The following is a 19474-nucleotide window of genomic DNA, read 5'->3' as shown; positions in this document are numbered from 1 at the left end:
CCAGCTTTACCATACCAATACTCTGAGAATCTGTGGCGTTTCCGGGCACACTCTACAATTGAGGGGAAGAAATAAATGGCTCTGTCCTGCCTATCATGCGTCGCAACCCTGCCTGCTGCCATGCTTGAGACTCTGAAAACCTCGCTCTATCAACTCCAGCACGCAGCAGATGTGCTGGTGTCGGGACAACTGACCCACCTCTCGCCCGCCAGCGTGGGCATTATTTTTGTCGCCGGCCTGTTGACCAGCCTCACGCCCTGTATGTTGTCCATGCTGCCCATTACCATCGGCTATATCGGCGGCTACGAAGCCAAGAGCCGCTGGCAGGCTGCGGCCCAATCGACCTGGTTTGCGCTGGGGCTGGCGACGACGCTGGCGGCGCTGGGAATTTTGGCGGCGATCGCCGGCCGCATCTACGGCCAGGTCGGCATCGGGCTGCCGATTATTGTCAGCCTGATCGCCATTCTCATGGGCCTGAACCTGCTGGAAGCCCTGCCGCTGCGGTTGCCCTCTTTCACGGGCATGGAGTGGATTTCCAAAGACTGGCCCGAAAGCGTGCGCTCCTACCTGCTGGGGCTGACCTTTGGGCTGGTGGCCTCGCCGTGCAGCACGCCGGTGCTGGCGACGCTGCTGGCCTGGGTTTCGACAACCCGCGATCCGCTACTGGGCAGTCTGCTGCTGCTGTCCTACACGCTGGGCTACGTTGCACCGCTGATCCTGGCGGGCACGTTTACTGCCTCTCTCAAAAAAATTCTGGAACTGCGCCGCTGGTCAGGCTGGATTACGCCTGCGAGTGGGGTGCTGCTCATTGGCTTCGGCGTGTTCACCCTGCTGTCTCGCGTCGTCGGATCAGGGGCAATCTAGCGCCCTGAATCTAGCGCCCTGAATCTAGCGCCCTGAATCTAGCGCCCTGAATCTAGCAGACTGAATTTAGCGGACTGATAAAATCGCTGGAAGCCCCACAGACTCTTGAAATTGGCAATAATGTGGCAATCTAAAATCGCCAATCTAAAATCCAAAATCCACACAATTCCTCACTCCCATGCGCGATTTTCTGAAGAATGTATTGGCAACGCTGACTGGGCTGGCGCTATTTGGCGTGCTGAGCGCAGGCGGGATGGTGATGCTGCTGGTGGCGATCGCCCTTTCTGGACGCGACAGCGGGCCCAGGGTCGAAGATAAATCCGTGCTGACGCTGAATCTGGATCGGGGCATTGCCGACGCGCCCGTTTCGGTGAACCCTGGCCAGGTCTTTCAAGAGGCGCTCTCTGGGCGCACGACCCGCCAGCCCGTCTCGCTGCGAACCGCCATAGACGCGATCGAAGCGGCCGCAGCAGACAAAAAAATCGTGGGGCTATTGCTGGAGGGGAATCTGCCTGCCACCACAGGCTATGCCACGCTTCGGGAAGTGCGGCAGGCGCTCGACACCTTCCGCGACAGCGGCAAACCCATCTACGCCTACGACGTGAACTGGAGCGAGCGGGACTATTACCTGGCTTCGGCGGCAACCGATTTGGCCATGAACCCAGCGGGCGTGCTGGAGATGAACGGCCTGCGCTCGGAGATGACCTTTTTTGCAGGGGCGCTGGAGCGATTCGGTGTGGGTGTGCAGGTGCTTCAGGTGGGGCGCTACAAGTCGGCGGTGGAACCCTTTACCCGCCAGAACAATAGCCCCGAAGCGCGTCAGCAAACCGAAGCGCTGCTGCGAGATCTGTGGACTGAAGTGATTACAACCGCCAGCCAGCACCGCGACCTGTCGCCCACCCAGATCCAGGCGATCGCCGACAGTGGCGGTCTGCTCATGGCTACCGAGGCGAAGACCACAGGACTGATCGATCGGGTCGCCTATCCCGATGAGGTACTCGCTGACCTAAAAAAATTGACCGACCGCAAGGAAGACGACAAGACCTTTCGCAGTGTTGGTTTGGGCACTTACGCCCAGGCGGTGGCGGCGGAGAAAAAGCGGGGCGATCGAATTGCGCTGGTCTATCTCAACGGCGACATCGTGGGCGGCACGGGCAGCACGGGGCAGATCGGGAGCGATCGCTTCGTGAAGCTGCTGCGAGATCTGCGGCTAGATAAGGAGATCAAAGCCGTGGTGTTGCGGATCAACAGTCCCGGCGGCAGCGCAGTCGCCTCTGACCTGATCGCCCGCGAAGTGACGCTGATGCGAAAGGAAAAGCCCGTGATCGCCTCGATGGGCAATGTTGCGGCTTCTGGCGGCTACTACATTGCTGCCCAGGGAAGCAAGGTCTTTGCCTCGCCCAACACCGTCACAGGCTCCATCGGCGTGTTTGGACTCGTGCCCAATTTCCAGACCCTTGCAAACCGCAACGGCGTTACCTGGGACATCATCAAAACGGGGCGCTATGCCGACATCGAAACCACCTCCCGCCCCCGCACCGAAGCAGAAATGGCGCTGCTGCAACGGATGGCCGAGCAAGCCTACGGTACATTTCTAGACACCGTAGCATCGGCACGGCCCCTCTCGCGGGAGCAGGTTAACCAGGTGGGGCAGGGGCGCGTCTGGTCGGGCGTAGCGGCCAAAGAGGTGGGGCTGGTGGACGAACTGGGCGGGCTGCAAGCCGCGCTCAAAGAAGCCGCCGCCGAGGCGAAGTTGGAAACTTGGTCGGTGGAGGAATATCCCAAGCGCCTCAGCTTCGGCGAACAGTTTTTGTCTGATTTGCAGAGCCGTCTGCCGGAAGATTCTCGGAGCCGTACCCTGCTGGGCGATCGCCTCGATGCGCTGCAATCTGACCTGGAAATCTTCGAGCTACTGGACGATCCCGCCAACCTCTATATGCGCCTGCTCTTTAACCTGAGGATTGAATAATGTCGGACACCCAGCCGATATCCAGCATCCCAGGGCCCCCGCTGCGCGTCGCCGTCGTCGCGCTGTTTGTGGACGGAGATGAGGTGCTGATGCTGCACCAGGTATCGCCGCCAGAACCCGACTGCTGGGACTTGCCAGGGGGCGGGCTAGAGCCGATGGAACCCATCTTGACGGGGCTACGCCGCGAGGTTTGGGAAGAGACAGGGATTCAAGACTTCCAGTGCGATCGCCTGTTGACCGTGTTCGAGCAGTTTTTCCCCAACGCCGACGCGCCCATCTCGCACACCATTCACCTGATTCACCAATGCACGCTGCCTGTACGTCCTGCAATGCTGCAAGGCGACCCGACTGAGGTGGGCCCAGAGGGCATTCAGTGGCGGGCGATCGCCAATCTGCGCCAGGAGGACTGCTCTGCTCGCGCCTGGGCAGCCCTGCGGGCGCTCGGCCGGGTTGCCTGATGAGTTTGGCGCGTAACAGTTTGCAAGCTCAGCAAATATTTTGCAGAATGTTTTCGCACTAAACCTTTACACGGTTGAACTATTAAGCAAATATTAACTTAGCCTTCTAGTGGGAATGCCTTCTCCGGCAAGTCTCCCTTCTTTAAGAGAGTTTCAGGGAACTTAACTGCGCCAGTCCTGACCCTATTGGATGCGTTTCTGCTACAAGCCACTTCACACCAGGCCATTTCTTATGACACTTTCTGCCGATCCGATTGCTCCGAATCCGGTTGCTGCCGACACAGTGCTTCAGCAGCTTCAATGGCGCTATGCCACCAAAAAATTTGACCCGTCTAAGACGATTCCCGAACCCACTTGGCAGGTTTTGGAACAGAGCCTGGTGCTTGCGCCCTCGTCCTTTGGGCTTCAGCCGTGGAAATTTCTGGTGGTGCGAAATCCAGAACTGCGCCGCCAAATTGTAGACCTGTCTTGGGGACAAACGCAGGTGGTGGATGCGTCGCATTTGGTCGTGTTTGCTGCCAAAGTCAAGACCGACGCGGCCGATGTCGATCACTACATCGCTCGCATGGCGGACGTGCAGCAGACCAGTGTTGAAAATTTGCAGGGCTTTGCCAATGTGGTCAAGGGCTTTTTGGACAAGCCGCCCTACCCGCTGGATTTGCACGAATGGGCCAAGCGCCAGACCTACATTGCCCTGGGTCAGTTCATGACGGCGGCGGCGCTGCTGGGCGTAGACACCTGCCCGATGGAAGGCTTTGCACCTGCTAAAGTAGACGAACTGCTGGGGCTGGCGGGCGGTGAGTATGCGTCGGTGGTGATGTGTCCTGCGGGCTATCGCGCCGAGGATGACAAGTCGGCCGCCCGTCCCAAGGTTCGCTATCCTCTAGAGGAAGTAATCAGCTATATCGACTAGGCAAGCTAAGGCACCTATGGTAGCGACGCATCCAGGAACCGTGAGCCACATCCTAGAGCGGGCGCTGTCGGGGGTAGACCTGACCGAGGCGGAGGGCGTGACGCTGTTGCGGCAAACCGACCCAGGGGCGATCGCCGCGCTCCGCCAGGCCGCTGATGAACTGCGACGACGACAGGTGGGTGAGGTCGTCACCTATGTCATCAACCGCAACATCAACTACACCAATATTTGCGAACAGCATTGCAGCTTTTGCGCCTTTCGCCGCGATGCCGACGCGGCCGGAGCCTATTGGCTAAACGAAGGCGCAATTCTAGAAAAGGCTGCCGAAGCCGTGCAGCAGGGCGCGACAGAAATCTGTATGCAGGGCGGGCTAAATCCAGAGGCACGGATCGGGGGGCGATCGCTCTCCTACTATGTCCACTTGGTGCGCCTGATTAAACGCGAATTCCCCCAACTCCACCTGCACGCCTTTTCGCCCCAAGAGGTGCAGTTTATCGCCCGTCAGGATGGGTTGAGCTATGCCGAGGTAATTGTGGCTCTGCAAGACGCGGGCGTTGGCTCCATGCCTGGAACGGCGGCCGAGGTGCTGGACGACGAGGTGCGAAAAATCCTGTGTCCTGAAAAAATTAGTGCTGCTGAGTGGCTAGAAATCGTCGCCACTGCCCACCGCCTGGGAATGCCCAGCACCAGCACGATGCTCTCTGGGCACATCGAAACGCCAGAGCAGCAGATGCGGCATCTCGGTCAAGTGCGATCGCTCCAGCAGGCCTCTCTTTCTCAAGGCGCGACGGGCATCACCGAATTCATCCTGCTGCCGTTTGTGGGACAAGACGCGCCCAAGCCCCTGCGCCGTCGGGTGGGGCGCGATCAGCCCGTGCTGGCCGACGCGCTAAAGCTGACGGCAGTAGCCCGGCTCTTTTTGGGCAATTGGATCGCCAACCATCAGCCAAGCTGGGTAAAGCTGGGGCTAGCGGGCGCAACAGAAGCCCTCCAATGGGGCTGCAACGACCTCGGCGGCACGCTGATGGAAGAACACATCACCAGCATGGCGGGTGCCCAGGGCGGTACGTGCAAGACGGTCGAAGAGTTGCGGGCGGCGATTCTCCAGTGCGATCGCCCTGCCCAGCAGCGAGACACCCTGTATCAGCCCGTTGTCTCCAGTGTGTCCTGACCCGGCGACGATTCATCAGCGCCACAGAAAGATTTGTGAAACTCGTACTATTACGGTATATCTGATCATCTTTTATACAACGCGAGTCTGCTCCTGCCGTGGCAGATGGCTCTGTGATGGAGTTGTTTTACTCAGACTCCTCAATTCTCCAGGTCGTTTTACAGGAATTCATCCCCAGAAGGCAAAGTTTAAAGATCGTATCAAGAATGGTGTATAAAAGAGTACTTAACTCAATAGAGTGGGTATCTTAAATGTAGTCAGGAATACAATGTTTTGCGCGAAATATTCTCTCCGCATTGTGTACAGCATCCTGTGTTGAATCAGACACAGCGCAGTGAATGGAGCGCATGAAATAAGGCGCATGGAATAAGGCGCATGGAATAAGGGGGCATTAACACAGCGCGTTCTGAGTTTTCTCTCAGCCGCGCCCTTTGATCACTACATCAAGAGGTTTGGATTCGTGAAAAACGCACTCACTACTTGGTCTACGGCACTTGCCTCTACGGGCATCGTGGTTCTGATGGCAGCGGTCAACCCTGCCAACGCCGCTAGCCTTAGCTTCTCGGCCTCTGATGGCACTCGCAGCGGCACTCCGGTTAACGTCGATATTTTTGCAAAAGATGTGGAAGATGGCGTTGAAGTAACGCTCAAGGTCAACGATTCCAACAATATTGGCGACCTGCTGGCGGTTTACTTCAACTTTGGCGGCACGTTCAACCACAACACGCTGAAGGCGAGCAATGTCACCGGGCAAGACGTAACAAAAGTTGCCTTCAACACCAACAACATCGTCGGTGGCAATATTGGTCAGCGGTTTGAAATGGCGGTTCAGTTTGGCACCGTGGGGGCCGCAGGCGGGCTGCTGACTTCTACTACCTTCAAGATTGCCCAGGCTGGTCTGACGGTTCAGGAGTTCCTCAACCAGACCTTTGCGGTTCGTCTTCAAGCAGTCGGTTCTGGCCCCAACGGCGGTAGTGGCAGCGCCAAGCAGTATGGGGTTGCTCCGACGGCATTTGATCCTGAGAAGCCGCCCACAGTGGTTCCGCCTACGGGCACTGCGGTTCCGGAGCCGATGACGATTCTGGGTAGCCTGGCAGCGCTGGGTGCAGGCTATTCGGTAAAGCGCAAGCAAGCCAAGCAGACCGAAGCGTAATCATCAGCATCATTATCGACTTCGAGAAGTCTTGGCAAGGGGCGTACCTGGGCATCGGGTACGCCTTTTTTGCGCTTTTTTCGCGCTTTTTTACAGTCTGGGAACTTAAGCATCGCGAAGGCTAAGCTGGAGAAAGCGCACTAGCAGTGCATTAGTGCAGAACTGTTGTGACTGAACCGCCATCGTCCCAATCTGGCGGCTATAGTCGTTCCAGGTCTGAGGAGGAATCGAGATGTTGACGCAGGCATCCACACACCAAGCATCCCTACAACCCCCTTTGCAACCCCCGGCGACTTTGCCGTCAATTCCAGAAACACCAGAAACACCAGAAACACCAGAAATAGTAGACTGCGGCGAGTTTGACGAAGCGACGATGAACCTGTTTCTGGCACCGGGGCCCAATCCCTACCAGGACACCGAAGAGTTTTTGTTTGATTGTGAAATGCGGGCAGACGAGATGCCCCGCTTTGTGCGGCGATCGCTCCTAGAGTTTCAGGTGCGCTCGAACAGCGACGGCATCCTGCTGATTCGCGGGCTGCCGATTGATCCAGGGCTGTACCGCATTCCCACACCGCCCAACGCCGAGCGATCGCCCCAAAAAACCACCTTCGTTAGCGAGCGCTGTCTGGCAATGATCGGCAGCCGTCTTGGGCATCTGGTGTCTTATATTCAAGAGAAAAACGGCGACCTGTTTCAAAACCTGGCTCCCGTCAAGGGAACTGAGCATGTGCAGGTGTCTACAGGGTCACAAACCCGGCTCCAGTTTCACCGAGAAACCGTGTTTCATCCCTACCCGCCAGAGTTTTTGCTGCTGTTTTGTTTGCGGCCCGACCACGACCACATGGCCGAAACCACCTACGCCAGCGTCGCCCATGCTCTGCCACTGCTGTCGGAGGCGCATCAAGACCTCCTGTTCCAGCCGCTCTATCGCACCGGGATCGACTATTCCTTTGGCAATCGCGATCGCACGCAGCAGAGTGACCGCATTTTGCCCGTCCTCTACGGCCGCCGCAACGATCCGTTTTTGAACTATGATGAAGACCTGATGACCGCTACCACGCCGGAGGCAGAAGAGGCGTTGACAGCGCTGCGAGAGGCGATCGCCCAGGTCTATCGCGGCATCAAGCTCGACACGGGCGACCTGCTCTGCATCGACAATCGCCGCACGGTTCACGGCCGCTCGTCCTTTGTGCCCCGCTACGACGGGCGCGATCGCTGGCTGCAACGGTCTTTCGTCGTGCGCGACTTAGGACTTTCCGCCGTCGATCGGCTCCCCGGCGAACGCATTATCCGCACCACATTCGAGTAGTTTCTGTCCGCTTCCTAACCCGCGATCTTGATTTTAGATTGGCGATTTTGGATTTTGAATTGGCGGTTTTGGCACGGATAATCTGATTTTGCCTAATCCCAACCCCCCTCGCGTTAGCGTTGCGGAGCAATAACCCCTAACCCCTACTATTCCGTTCCCAAAATATGCCGTCGGTGTAGCCCTGGATGCGGCGATCGCCCTCGGCCAGCGCCAGCCGTTTTTCCGCTAGACAAGCGTAAGTCTCGTCGAGTTCAATCCCGACAAACTGCCGATCTAGCTTTTTGGCAACGACAGAAGTCGTGCCGGAACCCAGAAACGGGTCCAACACCACGGCTCCGGGCGGGGAACTGGCGAGAATAATTTTTGCCAGCAGCTTTTCGGGCTTTTGGGTTGGGTGGTCGGTGTTTTCGGGCATCGACCAAAAAGGAATGGTCAAATCGGTCCACAGGTTGGAGGCGGCAGTAAGGCGAAAGTTGCCGTTGGGCTGGCGCTGCCAGTCTTTGGGGCTGCCGTTTTGGGTGTAGGGTGCGAGGACTCGCCGCTTGATCCGCACGGCTTCGGCGTTGAAGTAATAGTCGGGCGACACGGTGCAAAACCAGATGTCTTCCGAGCAGTTTTTCCAGTTGGCGCGGGCGGCGCGACCCTTTTCCCGCTCCCAGGTAATGCGGTTGCGGACGATTAGGTGCTGCGCGGCCACCTCATATAGCGCTGGAGACGATTGCCAGTCGCCGCAGAGATAGACCGAGGCCGTCGGCTTGAGCGTGGGCAGCAGCAGCACCAGCCATGACTGCACCCAGGCGGCATAGTCTGAGAGCGATCGCCGCCGGACGGTTTGCCCGTTAAACTGCTTGCTCAGATTGTAGGGTGGGTCTAGCACCAGCAGATCTACAAATTCACCGGGTAGCCACGCCGCCGCTTCAAACATATCCTGGCAAATTGTGCGGTTTAGCAATTCATCCACTGTCATGGGACGATCTAGCCGCAGCAGACGGGTGCGAAAGTGCGATCGCTCGGCATCCGTCAGCCGCAGCGTGCGATTTTGGGGGGCAGGATTGCGAATCATTCCCTTCTTATAGCGAAATTCCCCCAAAGCAGGTCAGTGGGGCAGGTCGGAATGTTTTCTCGAAATGTCTTTGCAGATATCAAAAAGCCGCCCCTGCAATGCGAAGGAGTGGCTGATTGGAGAGCGATCGCCCAAATGGGTCAACTCCCTGAAGGGGCGATCGCCTTGAAGTTCAAGTTGAAATTCAAACAAAACTAGACAGAGACGGCTTTCTTAGCCACCTGAGTCAGTTCGCCCTTGGCATACTTGGCGGCATACTCTTCCAGCGAAACCTGCTTGATCTTGCTGGCGTTGCCCGCTGCCCAGAACTGCTGATAGCGGTCGGCGCAGACCTTCTGCATGTACTTGATCGACGGCTTCAGGAAGTGGCGGGGGTCAAACTCTTTGGGATTGGCAGCCAGCGCCTCGCGCACCGCAGCCGTAATTGCCAGACGGTTGTCGGTGTCGATATTCACCTTCCGCACGCCGCTCTTGATGCCCTTCTGGATTTCTTCCACGGGCACGCCGTAGGTTTCGGGGATCGCGCCACCATACTGGTTAATCAGCGCAATCAGGTCTTCGGGCACCGAGGAAGAACCGTGCATCACCAGGTGGGTGTTGGGCAGGCGGCTGTGGATCTCTTCAATGCGGCTGATGGCGAGGATTTCGCCCGTCGGCTTGCGGGTGAACTTGTAGGCTCCGTGGCTGGTGCCGATGGCAACGGCCAGCGCGTCTACCTGAGTCCGCTCCACAAAGTCTACGGCTTCGTCAGGGTCAGTCAGCAGCATGGAGTGATCCAACTCGCCCTCAAAGCCATGCCCGTCTTCTGCTTCGCCCTTGCCTGTTTCCAAAGAGCCGAGGCAGCCCAGTTCGCCTTCCACCGAAGCGCCGATGGCATGAGCCACTTTCACCACTTCGCTAGTGACGGCCACATTGTAGTCGTAGCTGGCGGGCGTTTTGGCATCTGCTTCCAGCGAACCGTCCATCATCACGCTGGTAAAGCCGTTCTTGATGGCGGAATAGCAGGTCGCAGGCTCGTTGCCATGATCCTGGTGCATCACGATGGGAATGTGGGGATAGGTTTCCACCGCCGCCAGAATCAGGTGGCGCAGGAAGTTTTCACCTGCATATTTCCGAGCGCCACGAGAAGCTTGCAGAATCACCGGGCTATCGGTCTCGTGAGCAGCCTGCATGATGGCCTGGATCTGCTCCATGTTGTTGACGTTGAACGCAGGGATACCGTAGCCGTTTTCGGCCGCGTGATCCAGCAGCAGTCGCATAGGCACGAGCGCCATAGAAATTCCTCCTAGTCGGTGTGTTCAGCTAATTTCGGCGTTGAACAAGAAAAGCTTACGATAATCTTAAGACACTTTTATCACCGGACGCGAGATCGTCCAGTAAGTCGGCTGCGGATCGTCTGGTTGCAGCCTGTCTTAATTTATTCTAAGTATAAATGCTCATCCCGTCTTTTGCACAGAGATATCGACGGCAGATTAATCTGGCTGTGGATCGACCAAAATTTACCCAAATTTACACTGAGCTTACGGCACCGAATTTACGAATTTATTTTACGAATTTACAAGGAGCGTTGAACCGATGACGATCGCCCCTGAATTGCGATCGCTCAGCGTGCAGGACTATCGCCGCATGGTGGAAGCGGGCATCCTGGCTGCCGACGAGCGCGTAGAACTGATTGAGGGACAGCTTTATACAATGGCAGCCAAGGGAACGGCCCATAGCGCAGCGGTGACTCGAATTGATCGCGTATTGTCACAACGGCTGGCGGGTCGAGCGCTGCTGCGGTTCCAAGACCCGGTGCAGTTGAGCGATTTTTCGCAGCCAGAGCCAGATGTCGCTATGGTTCACCCCGACCCGCTGGACTATGAAGATCACCACCCCACGCCAGCGGAAATCTTCTTGCTGATTGAAGTGGCAGACAGTACGCTACGCCGCGATCGCGACCTGAAGGTTCCGGTTTACGGGCGATCGGGCATTCAGGAATGTTGGATTCTGGACGTGCAGGAGCGTCGCCTATACGTATTTCGAGACCCTGGTGGGGCGGGCTATGGTGCAGAACAAATTTTGTCGGAACAGGAGGCGATCGCCCCGCTGTCTTTCCCAGACTGCGTGATTCAGGTCAGCGAATTCCTGCGATCGCCTGCTGCACAAGCCTGAAAACAGCAGTCGTAAAGCAAAAATTCTGAGAAAAAATGGGTCGCCTGGGATTCGAACCCAGGACCAATCGGTTAAAAGCCGAGTGCTCTACCGCTGAGCTAGCGACCCGTCAGTGCCAAGCGCACCGATTAATCAATATATCACCTGTCTGTGAGGTGTGACTATCTTTTCTAAGCTTTTCTAAGAAAGTCTGGATGACTTTACTAGAGGGTAGCAGCGAGGGCGATCGCCCCTTCCCATATCCTGTGAGGTTGCGTGTCCCGAAAGTTCGCGTGTCCCGCAAATTCGCGTGTCCTGCAAATTCGCGACCGTCTTTTAGAAAAGCCACTGGAAAAGCCGCTGGAAAAGCCACGCCACCCCAGGCTAGGCTTTGCTTTACGACAACTGGGCCGTGATGCGGAAACTCGTCCGCACCGTGCCGCCCGGAGCCAGTTCGATCAAATGATCGCCCGTGTTCAGCGCGTTGCGCGGCCCCGTCCAGGGTTCCAGACAGTAAAAGTCCTTGCCCTTTAGCGTCCAAAACACCAGCATCGTGTAGGGATCGTCAAAATCCAGCCGCAGCTTCAGGTTTTCTCGAAAATCTTCCACCGTTGCGGACTGAAACGACAGCTTGCGAAACAGCACGTCGATTTCGTCCTGGCTGAAATCGAACCCATCCATATAGGCGTGGGTTTCCTGCGTGCGCTGGTCTACGTATTGCGTTGAGGGAATGTCGAAATCTAGCCGCGCCTTGTCCGACACCGAGAAATAGGGATGTAGCCCCAGCGAAAAGGGCATGATGGTATTTCCTGAATTGGTGACCTGCTGCTGCAACACCAGGCGATTGCCCTCCAGGATGTAGGTAAAGTCCAGCGAAAACTCAAACGGATAGAGCGCACGGGTCTGGTCGCTGCTGCTCAGGTTGAGCGTGATGCTGGCTCGATCCAGCGCTTCGGTATGGGTGACTAGCCAGGGCAGGTCGCGGGCAAAGCCGTGCTGCTTCAGCAGATAGGTCTGGCCGTTGTAGGTGTAGGCATTGTTGGGCAGGTTGCCGCAAATGGGAAACAAGATGGGAATGCCGCCGCGCACGCTGAGGCTGGGGTCTGCAAAGCGGGCTTCGTCGAGATAGAGAATGTCGCGCCCCTGCACGCTCCAGCGAGTGATGATGCCGCCGCGCTCAGGCACGACCTCTAGGCGGGCATCGGTGGCCGAATCGGTCAGCGCATAGGTGAGATATTGGGATGGGTGCTGGGAAACCTCAAACACGGCTTTGGGGAAATAACGACACCTCTAATCATGGACTGCTCTGGCACAAACCCCAGAATTTATTAGAATTTTCTGGGTTTTTCCAGATGCGGCAAGCCCCGCTTTTCTCGCCTGTCTTCTCCACCCCATTCCCCAAACGTTGCCATGCCCGACGATGCCAGCCTATGTCGAACACCTGATGCAGTGCAGTCTTTTTTGGAAGGTCTTTACCAATCTTGCCGCGAGCTGCGCGGGGGCAAAGTGGCGGACTACATTCCCGAACTGGCCAAGGTAGATCCCAATTTGTTTGGCATTTGCCTGGTAACGGCGGATGGACAGGTGTTTGAGGTGGGTGATACGGCGCATCTGTTTACGATCCAGTCCATTTCCAAGGTGTTTGTGCAGGGGTTGGCGCTGGAAGACCACGGGCGCGACTATGTGCTGGCGCGGGTGGGCGTAGAACCTACGGGCGATGCCTTTAACGCGATTATTTTGGATGAAGCGTCGAAGCGGCCCTATAACCCAATGGTCAATGCGGGGGCGATCGCCACCACTAGCCTCATTGCTGGCGACGGCCCAACGGAACGGCTCAATCGCCTGCTAAATATGTTTCGCCGCTACGTCGGGCACGACATTGTGGTAGACGTGGCAACCTACGTGTCGGAGCGGGCCACGGGCGATCGCAACCGGGCGATGGCCTACCTAATGCGCCATTTCAAAATGGTGGACTGGGACATCGAAGAAGCGCTGGATCTGTACTTTCAGCAGTGTTCGGTGATGGTGTCCTGTCGGGATCTGGCAGTGATGGCGGCGACGCTGGCCAACCAGGGCGTGAACCCAATGACGGGCGATCGCGCGGTCGAGGCGGGCTATGTGCGCGACATGCTCAGCGTCATGTATACCTGCGGTATGTACAACTTTGCGGGCGAGTGGGCCTATCGCGTGGGGCTGCCCGCCAAGAGCGGCGTTTGTGGCGGCATTATTGCCGTCGTGCCCGACCAGCTTGGCATTGCCGTCTTTTCGCCGCCGCTGGATGGCCGAGGCAACAGCGTGCGCGGCGTGCGCGTGTGCGAAGCCATCTCGCAAGAATTTGGGCTGCACTTATTCGACTCGTCTCGCGGCTGCCACTACTTTTTAGAGCATCTCGGTGGAAAAGAGCGTCTCATCTCGCTGTCTAAAGAAAACTCATAATCCTCTTTGAGATCTTTAGTCTTGCTTAGTCTTGAAACGCAATGTGCAACGTTGCCGATCCCCCTCACCCTCAATCCCTCTCCCGCTCTGGGAGAGGGACTTCAAGCCTCCCTTGCTCCGCTTCTGCCGACTTGGGAGAAGGGGTTGGGGGATGAGGGCAGATTGATTGAAAGTTGCACATCGCGTTCTTGAAACTTTTTCAAGGCTTTAGGGCAGTGTTTCCCGCAAAACGCCGTTTATCTGAGTTTTTCCTCTGTCCTGAGATAGATCTTTGCCATAGGCGAATCTCCTACCTCTGGTTGACGGTTTCTCCAGCCTGCTGATTTTAGACTGCTACGAGTCTGCAAGTATTCGCAACATTTCGCAATATGCAGGGTTGTTGATTAACCATTCAGCAAGGCGTTTAGTCGCAAAGAGGTAACCATGAACATCAAGCAAACGAGCACTCGCAATCAGTGGATCAAGCTGCTGGGTCTGGGCGTTGTAACGGCGACTGTAGCCTACACTTACCCCGGCATGGCCTCGATGGATGAAGTCATGCCCTCTGCCGCAACGACCGATGCTGTGTCTGAAACCGTAGCTGGCGAGACGACGATGGGCGAAACGGTCATTGATGCAACGGTCACGGGTGTAGAAGCGCCTGCTGATATGCCGACGGCGGATGTTGCTCCAAGAACCGACGGGGCAACTGCGATGGCAGCGGGCACGTTGACCCAGATTGTGTCCCAAGGGGAATCCTTTAGTACGCTGGAAGCCGCCCTCAAAGCAGCAGGTTTGGACGGTGCGCTAAACGAAGCTGGCCCGTTCACCGTGTTTGCCCCGACTAACGAAGCCTTTGCGGCACTGCCCGAAGAGACGTTGCAGGCGTTGCTACAGCCCGAAAACCAGCGTGTGTTGCAGCAAATCCTGGCGTACCATGTGGTTTCCGGTAGCGTCACCTCAGACGCGATTCAGCCCGGTGAAGTGGCAACGGTCGAGGGCAACTCAGTGGCGATCGCCCAGGATGGCGAAACCGTCACTGTCTCCGGCGCTCGCGTCATCCAGGCCGACATCGTAGCTAGCAACGGCGTGATCCACGTAATCGATCAGGTGCTGATTCCTCCCGGACTCGACCTGCAATAGTGGGCTAAAGGTGTTCTGTTCTCTATTTCTACTCTCTCTAAGTGGGGTCATTGCATCGCCTCTGCGCTGAGCAGCGACCCCGCTCCACACCAAAGCATGGCACAAGTGCCCAGCATCCTGGCAGATTAGTCAGGCGGTTGGGCACTTTCTTGTCTCCTGGGCACTTTTCTATCTTTGATGCAGCGAGGATTAGCAAAACTGGAGAATTCTGAGAAATAGTGTTGATCGTGACTGCGGTCAGCAGGGTCGTATCGCACTATAGATTGCAGTTGCACCTGCGGGCTAGTGTTTATGTCGAGCGACATTGCCAGAACGCCGCTCTTTCGTACCTTTACCGTGATTCATGCTGAACTGTAAGATTTACACTCAAGTCATTCCTCAAGTTATTAGCCAAGTCATTCGCCAAAGCATTCTCCATCACGCCCAACTCAGTTCATAAACCCAAGTCCAAAACCCAAAATCCAAAATCTAAAATTCCAAAACCCCGAACGGGGATTCATCGCAGGAGCAAGCAGCGTGAATGCAGCAGAACAGGCAAAGGGGCTAGAGCTAGCCGCCAAGATTGCCGCCGCTGTTAATTTATTCAAGTCTTACTTTCCCGACGCGCAGGCAGACCTGAAGCCCTGGGCCAATGACCCCGGCACCCGCGAACTGGTAGATCCTGACTCCATCGACATTGGCTTTCACTTGCCGGGTTGGAGTCCTCGGTTTCAGGCCCGCAGTATTTTGGTGCAGATCCGCTTGTTTGAGGATGAAGCAGCGGCAGAATCGGGCGAGGGGGCGATCGCCCAAACCCGCCGCGTCATTGGTCTAGAAGCCGTCGGGCTGACGCACCAGGGCGAGCAGTGGCGCTTGTCTACTGTTGGCGAGTGGCGCGTGCTGGGAACGCAGCAGCCCGTCGAAGAAATCCAGACCCGGCTGCGGTCGTTTTGTACCCAGGTCTATGAGCTATTCAATGGGAACGCTAAGCAGGGTGGTGAATGCTAAACAGCGAATGCTAAGCAGCGATTGCTAAACAGCGATTGCAAAAGCCGAAACCGCTGTCTTGGAAGGGCGATCGCCCCAAGCCGATACAATAAACCTATGCAGTGACTCTATGGCTGTTCTGGCCTACCTCAGCCCCGATGGTTGCAGTCTCCGTTGATCACTACGTTTCTCCAGAAGAGTATCTGGCGGAGGAAGCCGCCCGCCCTACGAAGCATGAGTATCGCGATGGCTATATCTACGCGATGGCAGGCGGCACCGATGCCCATGTCACAATTGCACTCAATTGTTGGGCATTCCTGCGAGGACATCTCCGCAACCAAAGCTGTCGGGCCTACGCCTTAGACATGAAGGCCCGCATTGAGGAACTGAACTGCTACTACTATCCAGATGTGATGGTGACTTGCGATGAGCGCGATCGCACGACGAATACTTTCAAGCGCTATCCTTGCCTGATTGTCGAAGTCCTGTCCGAAGCGACGGAAGCCTTTGACCGGGGCGACAAATTTGCCGACTATCGCCAAATCGAGAGCTTGCAAGAATATGTCCTGATTTCTCAAACCCGGCTCCAGGTAGACGTGTTTCGTCGCAACGAGGAGGGCCTGTGGGTGCTGCATCCCTATGGCGAGGGCGATCGCGTGTTGCTGACCAGCGTGGGCTGGGAAGGGGCGATCGCCGACTTTTACGAAGCCGTTGACTTCCCAAGCCCCAAAGAACGCCCACCAGCGGCGGACGAGAACCGCCAGGGAGACGCTCTGGTCTAACGATTTATTACAGAAAAGCGGTTTCAGGGCTGTGAACCGCATGGGTGCTTTGAAAGGTGGAAATAGGATTGAATGACCCACATCGAGTTCCGACTTCCCGTTTCCTGGTTGCTTCCAAAGTTCTTTTCAACGCTGGGCACAAATTGAACTGAGCCACAGTCATGGGATATGGAATCGGTGCTCGAATCTACCCCATGGAATTCGTTATGAAATCAGCGTTTCTGTTTGTCCTCGTTCCTGCCGTAATGCTGGTCGGCGTTGCCCTACCCCAAGCGCAGGCACAGACTGCTCCAGAAGCTCGTCAAATTTCGCAAGTTTCCCTAACGGCGATCGCCGAAAGCTTTATCACCCGTCTTGGAGACCAGCAGTTCGAGTCGGCCGTTGCAGACTACGAAGCCAGCCTACAAGATGTAAACGATATCAGCGCCCGCTCAATCCAGACCTATTGGAATGATATTGTGGCTGAGAGTGGGCCATTTCGGCAAATCATTCGCTCTACGGTTCTTTCTGACGGCAGGCCCAATGGCGAGTCTGTAGTCAGCGTTGTCTGCCAGTTTGGGCGCACCAATCGCGAACTGTTTGTAGTGTTGTCTGGTACTGATGTCGTTAGTTTTAGCCCAGTGGAATAGGCTGCTTTCGAGGATTTGGATGAGCCGGAACGTCCAGCTAGCCAAGCCTCAAGCCACATCAGCCCATTTTACTCGCCCCGCTCCTCGACTTCGTTTGATCGGCGGGCCGTCTTTGGGAACACTAGCAGATGTCAGGTGCAGACCGACTGCAAATGGTTGGATGCCCCGAACGGTCAATCCACAAGCTTGGAAACCTTCTGATGCCTACGCTGTGGGTAGCGGGTGGCGATCGTGCTGGAGATCTGAGTCTCAGCGTCTTGTTGCTGCTCGATCCGGCCCGGCCGCGGTACTCAATTTTGCAGTCCTACTTCATTTCGCATCTCAGCTATGAAACGTTTGCGTCATCGTCTCGTAGCCCTTAGCGCGATCGCGCTGGGTGCTCTGTCTATTTCCGCTCCCACCTCTGCCACCACCTTTGGTCAGCAAGAGGTAGACCAGGGTCGATTTATCGCTGTGTCGTCTTCTGGCGTGACCACCCGCCGACTGCTGATTTTGGAGCAAGTGTCTGATGCACGCCCCTGCTGGAGCGAGTCTGGGGCAAATCCAACCATCGTTACACCGCTGCTGCTCCAGTTTGATTTCACGGGTATTTGCAACCGCGCCACCGACCGCAACGGCTACTCGATCCGGGTCAATGGCCAAGATATGGGGCTGGATTACAGCATCCGGATTTTGCCGCAAAACGGCGACCTAGTGATGCTGGGCGTGCCCAACGACCGCTCTCGCCCGCAACTGCTTATCGGACGGGCGAATGGCTTAACGGAAGACTTTGCCAAAATTACGCTGCAACCGGGCTGGCGATTTACCAAGCGCACCTTTGGCGATCGCACGCTGGGCCACGTCTATCTCACCTACGAAGGGGTCTTCCCGCCCGGAGATGTCGCCACACAGCCCACGCCCACGCCAACCCCAACCCCCACGCCTACGCCGACCCCAACCCCCACGCCCGTCCCGGTCACCTTCACGGACATTTCCAGAGACATCTACGCCACGCAAATTCGCAACGCGGTTGCTGCTGGATTCATTTCGGGCTTCCCCGACAACACTTTCCGCCCGCTGGATACGCTAACCCGCGAGCAGTTGGTGTCGATGGTGCTGGATGCGCTCACCAAAGCGCCTAACGTCAATCTGCAGATTCCTGCCGCCGCCAGCGGTGACCCCTATCGAGATGTCAATGCATCCCGCTGGAGCGCCGCCAAGATCCAATTTGCCCGCGATAACAACATTGTGCGCGGCTACGAAGACGGCACCTTCCGTCCGGCACAGCCCGTGACCCGTGCTGAACTGGTGTCGGTGCTGAAGCGAGCCGCTGAGTTTGCGCTGACGGCGCGTGGCTCGTCGCCTACCCTGCTGCTAAATCAGCCCACCCGCACCTTTGCCGACACCACAAACCACTGGGCCTCGGCGACTATTACCGAGCTATCGGGCTTCTGCGGCGTTGCGTCTCCGCTGAATGAGCAGGGCAACAACTTTGCGCCTAACGCCGCCTCCCAGCGCAACTATGCGGCTGCGGCAACGCTGCGAACCCTCGACTGTCTGCAACTGCCTCAATAGCCTCTAGGACTTACGCAGTTGGACGATTTCTCGCGGGCTGCGCCCGCGAGAAATCGTCCAAAGCCCAGAAAGCCTATCGCAAGTGCGTAAGTCCTGAACCTCAATAACTGTCTTCTGTGGCGAATGGCGATCGCCCCTTGAGTCAGCTTTCTGCCGATGGTGGAAGTTCTGGCCCAGGGGGCATTTTTTCTGCTTTCTGTTGCGCCTCACTCGACCTCGGAGGAGCGCACCACGTTGTGCGACTCCTGAAGCTCCCGCACTTCTCGGTGCAAAAAGTAGTTGAGAAAGGTGCGAATGCCCGTGATCGCTGCCAGTTTAGCGATTTCGTTCCAGTGGGGAGAAACCGCCGTGCCCACAATGTCGGCTGCCAGCAAAAACTCCAGCGCCAGCGCTAGAGAAAGCCCCAAATCCAGCCGGATCGGCGGCTGCACAATGTAGCCCTGATAGCGAAACATACGAACACACTTGCGGATTGTTTTGACGAGGGCGATCGCCACAATCAAAATCGCAATGAACTCCAGAATAATCTTCAGCAGCAGCGCCATCTCCTGAAGCAAAAACTCTGCTCTGTGGATCAGCGAGCTACTTGCAGACAGTGAATCAGTTGCCGGGAGATGAACCAGCATAGGGAACGCTAAACTTCTATAAACTGAACTTCTATGAACTGTAGGACTTACGCAGTTGGACAATTTCTCGCGGGCTGCGCCCGCGAGAAATTGTCTGAAATCCCGCTAGCTTATTGCAAGTGCGTAAGTCCTAAACTGAACAAGTAAATCCAAGCTGGAAATCGAATGCTCAGACAAAAGCAGAGATTCATAACCAGCCCAACTAAGCCCAAAGATCCATCCAACCCTGAGAGGCTTTGATTCGAGTTTTAACCCCCTCCTTGCCCCTTCTCTCATGCCAGACGACTTGCCAATTTTTCTAATCACTGCCGGATTGGTGATTGTGT

19 protein-coding genes and 1 tRNA gene are annotated in these 19474 nt (G+C 56.6%); 15 read left to right on the top strand and 5 right to left on the bottom strand.

Translation table 11 applies throughout. From position 1 onward, the window contains the following. Window positions 1-120 precede the first annotated feature (120 nt). The 7 genes from HPC62_RS14945 to HPC62_RS14915 all read left to right on the top strand — a co-directional run bounded on the left by HPC62_RS14945 (window position 121) and on the right by HPC62_RS14915 (window position 7837). The gene (locus HPC62_RS14945; protein WP_172356942.1) at window positions 121-864 is read left to right on the top strand and encodes a cytochrome c biogenesis protein CcdA; all 744 of its coding nucleotides are present in this window, start codon (window positions 121-123) and stop codon (window positions 862-864) included. Window positions 865-1042: 178 nt separating this feature from the next. After that, window positions 1043-2833, top strand: coding sequence for a signal peptide peptidase SppA (sppA, locus tag HPC62_RS14940; protein WP_172356940.1), 1791 nt, complete (start codon window positions 1043-1045; stop codon window positions 2831-2833). Continuing rightward, complete coding sequence (locus HPC62_RS14935; protein WP_172356938.1) at window positions 2833-3291, top strand: NUDIX domain-containing protein; 459 nt, start codon at window positions 2833-2835, stop codon at window positions 3289-3291. The genes sppA and HPC62_RS14935 overlap by 1 nt, the downstream gene beginning before the upstream one ends. A gap of 232 nt (window positions 3292-3523) precedes the next feature. Further along, window positions 3524-4204: an NAD(P)H-dependent oxidoreductase gene (locus HPC62_RS14930; protein WP_172356936.1), complete on the top strand. Its 681-nt coding sequence runs from the start codon at window positions 3524-3526 to the stop codon at window positions 4202-4204. A 16-nt stretch (window positions 4205-4220) separates the two neighbouring features. Beyond that, entirely contained in the window at window positions 4221-5375 is a 1155-nt protein-coding gene (gene cofH, locus HPC62_RS14925) for a 7,8-didemethyl-8-hydroxy-5-deazariboflavin synthase subunit CofH (protein WP_172356934.1), read from the top strand. 460 nt (window positions 5376-5835) lie between these two features. Next, window positions 5836-6528, top strand: a complete 693-nt coding sequence (locus HPC62_RS14920; RefSeq protein WP_172356932.1) for a PEP-CTERM sorting domain-containing protein — start codon at window positions 5836-5838, stop codon at window positions 6526-6528. A gap of 295 nt (window positions 6529-6823) precedes the next feature. Beyond that, window positions 6824-7837 (top strand): TauD/TfdA family dioxygenase, encoded by a 1014-nt coding sequence (locus HPC62_RS14915; RefSeq protein WP_172356930.1) that lies wholly within the window; start codon window positions 6824-6826, stop codon window positions 7835-7837. 136 nt (window positions 7838-7973) lie between these two features. On the opposite strand, the gene HPC62_RS14910 is transcribed toward HPC62_RS14915, so the two are convergent. Next, window positions 7974-8900 carry a DNA-methyltransferase gene (locus HPC62_RS14910; protein ID WP_172356928.1) on the bottom strand — a complete coding sequence of 309 codons (927 nt, stop codon included), beginning with the start codon at window positions 8898-8900 and terminating at the stop codon, window positions 7974-7976. 51 nt (window positions 8901-8951) lie between these two features. On the opposite strand from HPC62_RS14910, the gene HPC62_RS14905 reads away from it, so the two are divergent. Continuing rightward, on the top strand, window positions 8952-9098 hold the full coding sequence (locus HPC62_RS14905; RefSeq protein ID WP_172356926.1) for a hypothetical protein: 147 nt from the start codon (window positions 8952-8954) through the stop codon (window positions 9096-9098). Here HPC62_RS14905 and fba read toward each other — a convergent pair. Next, window positions 9095-10174: a class II fructose-bisphosphate aldolase gene (gene fba / locus HPC62_RS14900; protein WP_172356923.1), complete on the bottom strand. Its 1080-nt coding sequence runs from the start codon at window positions 10172-10174 to the stop codon at window positions 9095-9097. The genes HPC62_RS14905 and fba overlap by 4 nt on opposite strands. Window positions 10175-10475: 301 nt before the next feature. Between fba and HPC62_RS14895 the strand changes: the two genes are divergently transcribed. Then, window positions 10476-11054: a Uma2 family endonuclease gene (locus HPC62_RS14895; RefSeq protein WP_172356921.1), complete on the top strand. Its 579-nt coding sequence runs from the start codon at window positions 10476-10478 to the stop codon at window positions 11052-11054. 36 nt (window positions 11055-11090) lie between these two features. Here the strand turns inward: HPC62_RS14895 and HPC62_RS14890 are convergent. Both HPC62_RS14890 and HPC62_RS14885 read right to left on the bottom strand, forming a co-directional pair. Beyond that, window positions 11091-11162, bottom strand: a tRNA-Lys gene (locus HPC62_RS14890). A gap of 267 nt (window positions 11163-11429) precedes the next feature. Further along, window positions 11430-12299, bottom strand: coding sequence for an aldose epimerase family protein (locus tag HPC62_RS14885; RefSeq protein WP_172356919.1), 870 nt, complete (start codon window positions 12297-12299; stop codon window positions 11430-11432). Window positions 12300-12443: 144 nt separating this feature from the next. Here HPC62_RS14885 and glsA point away from each other — a divergent pair, with 144 nt between their 5' ends. The 6 genes from glsA (at window position 12444) to HPC62_RS14855 (ending at window position 18522) form a co-directional block, all read left to right on the top strand. Then, entirely contained in the window at window positions 12444-13469 is a 1026-nt protein-coding gene (glsA, locus tag HPC62_RS14880; RefSeq protein ID WP_172356916.1) for a glutaminase A, read from the top strand. Window positions 13470-13892: 423 nt separating this feature from the next. Next, a complete protein-coding gene (locus tag HPC62_RS14875) occupies window positions 13893-14591 on the top strand; it encodes a fasciclin domain-containing protein (RefSeq protein WP_225910552.1) in 699 nt (232 codons plus the stop codon). Window positions 14592-15107: 516 nt separating this feature from the next. Continuing rightward, window positions 15108-15578 (top strand): hypothetical protein, encoded by a 471-nt coding sequence (locus HPC62_RS14870; protein WP_172356914.1) that lies wholly within the window; start codon window positions 15108-15110, stop codon window positions 15576-15578. A gap of 137 nt (window positions 15579-15715) precedes the next feature. Beyond that, window positions 15716-16339 carry a Uma2 family endonuclease gene (locus HPC62_RS14865; RefSeq protein ID WP_172356912.1) on the top strand — a complete coding sequence of 208 codons (624 nt, stop codon included), beginning with the start codon at window positions 15716-15718 and terminating at the stop codon, window positions 16337-16339. 206 nt (window positions 16340-16545) lie between these two features. Continuing rightward, entirely contained in the window at window positions 16546-16968 is a 423-nt protein-coding gene (locus HPC62_RS14860; RefSeq protein ID WP_172356910.1) for a hypothetical protein, read from the top strand. Between the two features lie 327 nt (window positions 16969-17295). After that, window positions 17296-18522 (top strand): DUF3747 domain-containing protein, encoded by a 1227-nt coding sequence (locus HPC62_RS14855; protein ID WP_172356908.1) that lies wholly within the window; start codon window positions 17296-17298, stop codon window positions 18520-18522. 206 nt (window positions 18523-18728) lie between these two features. Here the strand turns inward: HPC62_RS14855 and HPC62_RS14850 are convergent, their stop codons facing one another. Then, window positions 18729-19148: a DUF1622 domain-containing protein gene (locus tag HPC62_RS14850; protein WP_205370661.1), complete on the bottom strand. Its 420-nt coding sequence runs from the start codon at window positions 19146-19148 to the stop codon at window positions 18729-18731. Window positions 19149-19474: the final 326 nt, after the last annotated feature.

Origin of the sequence: Thermoleptolyngbya sichuanensis A183 (assembly GCF_013177315.1) — a bacterium.
Classification (GTDB): domain Bacteria; phylum Cyanobacteriota; class Cyanobacteriia; order Elainellales; family Elainellaceae; genus Thermoleptolyngbya; species Thermoleptolyngbya sichuanensis.
Note: the sequence above shows the minus strand (reverse complement) of the source record. Positions and strands in the feature narration are given on the sequence as shown.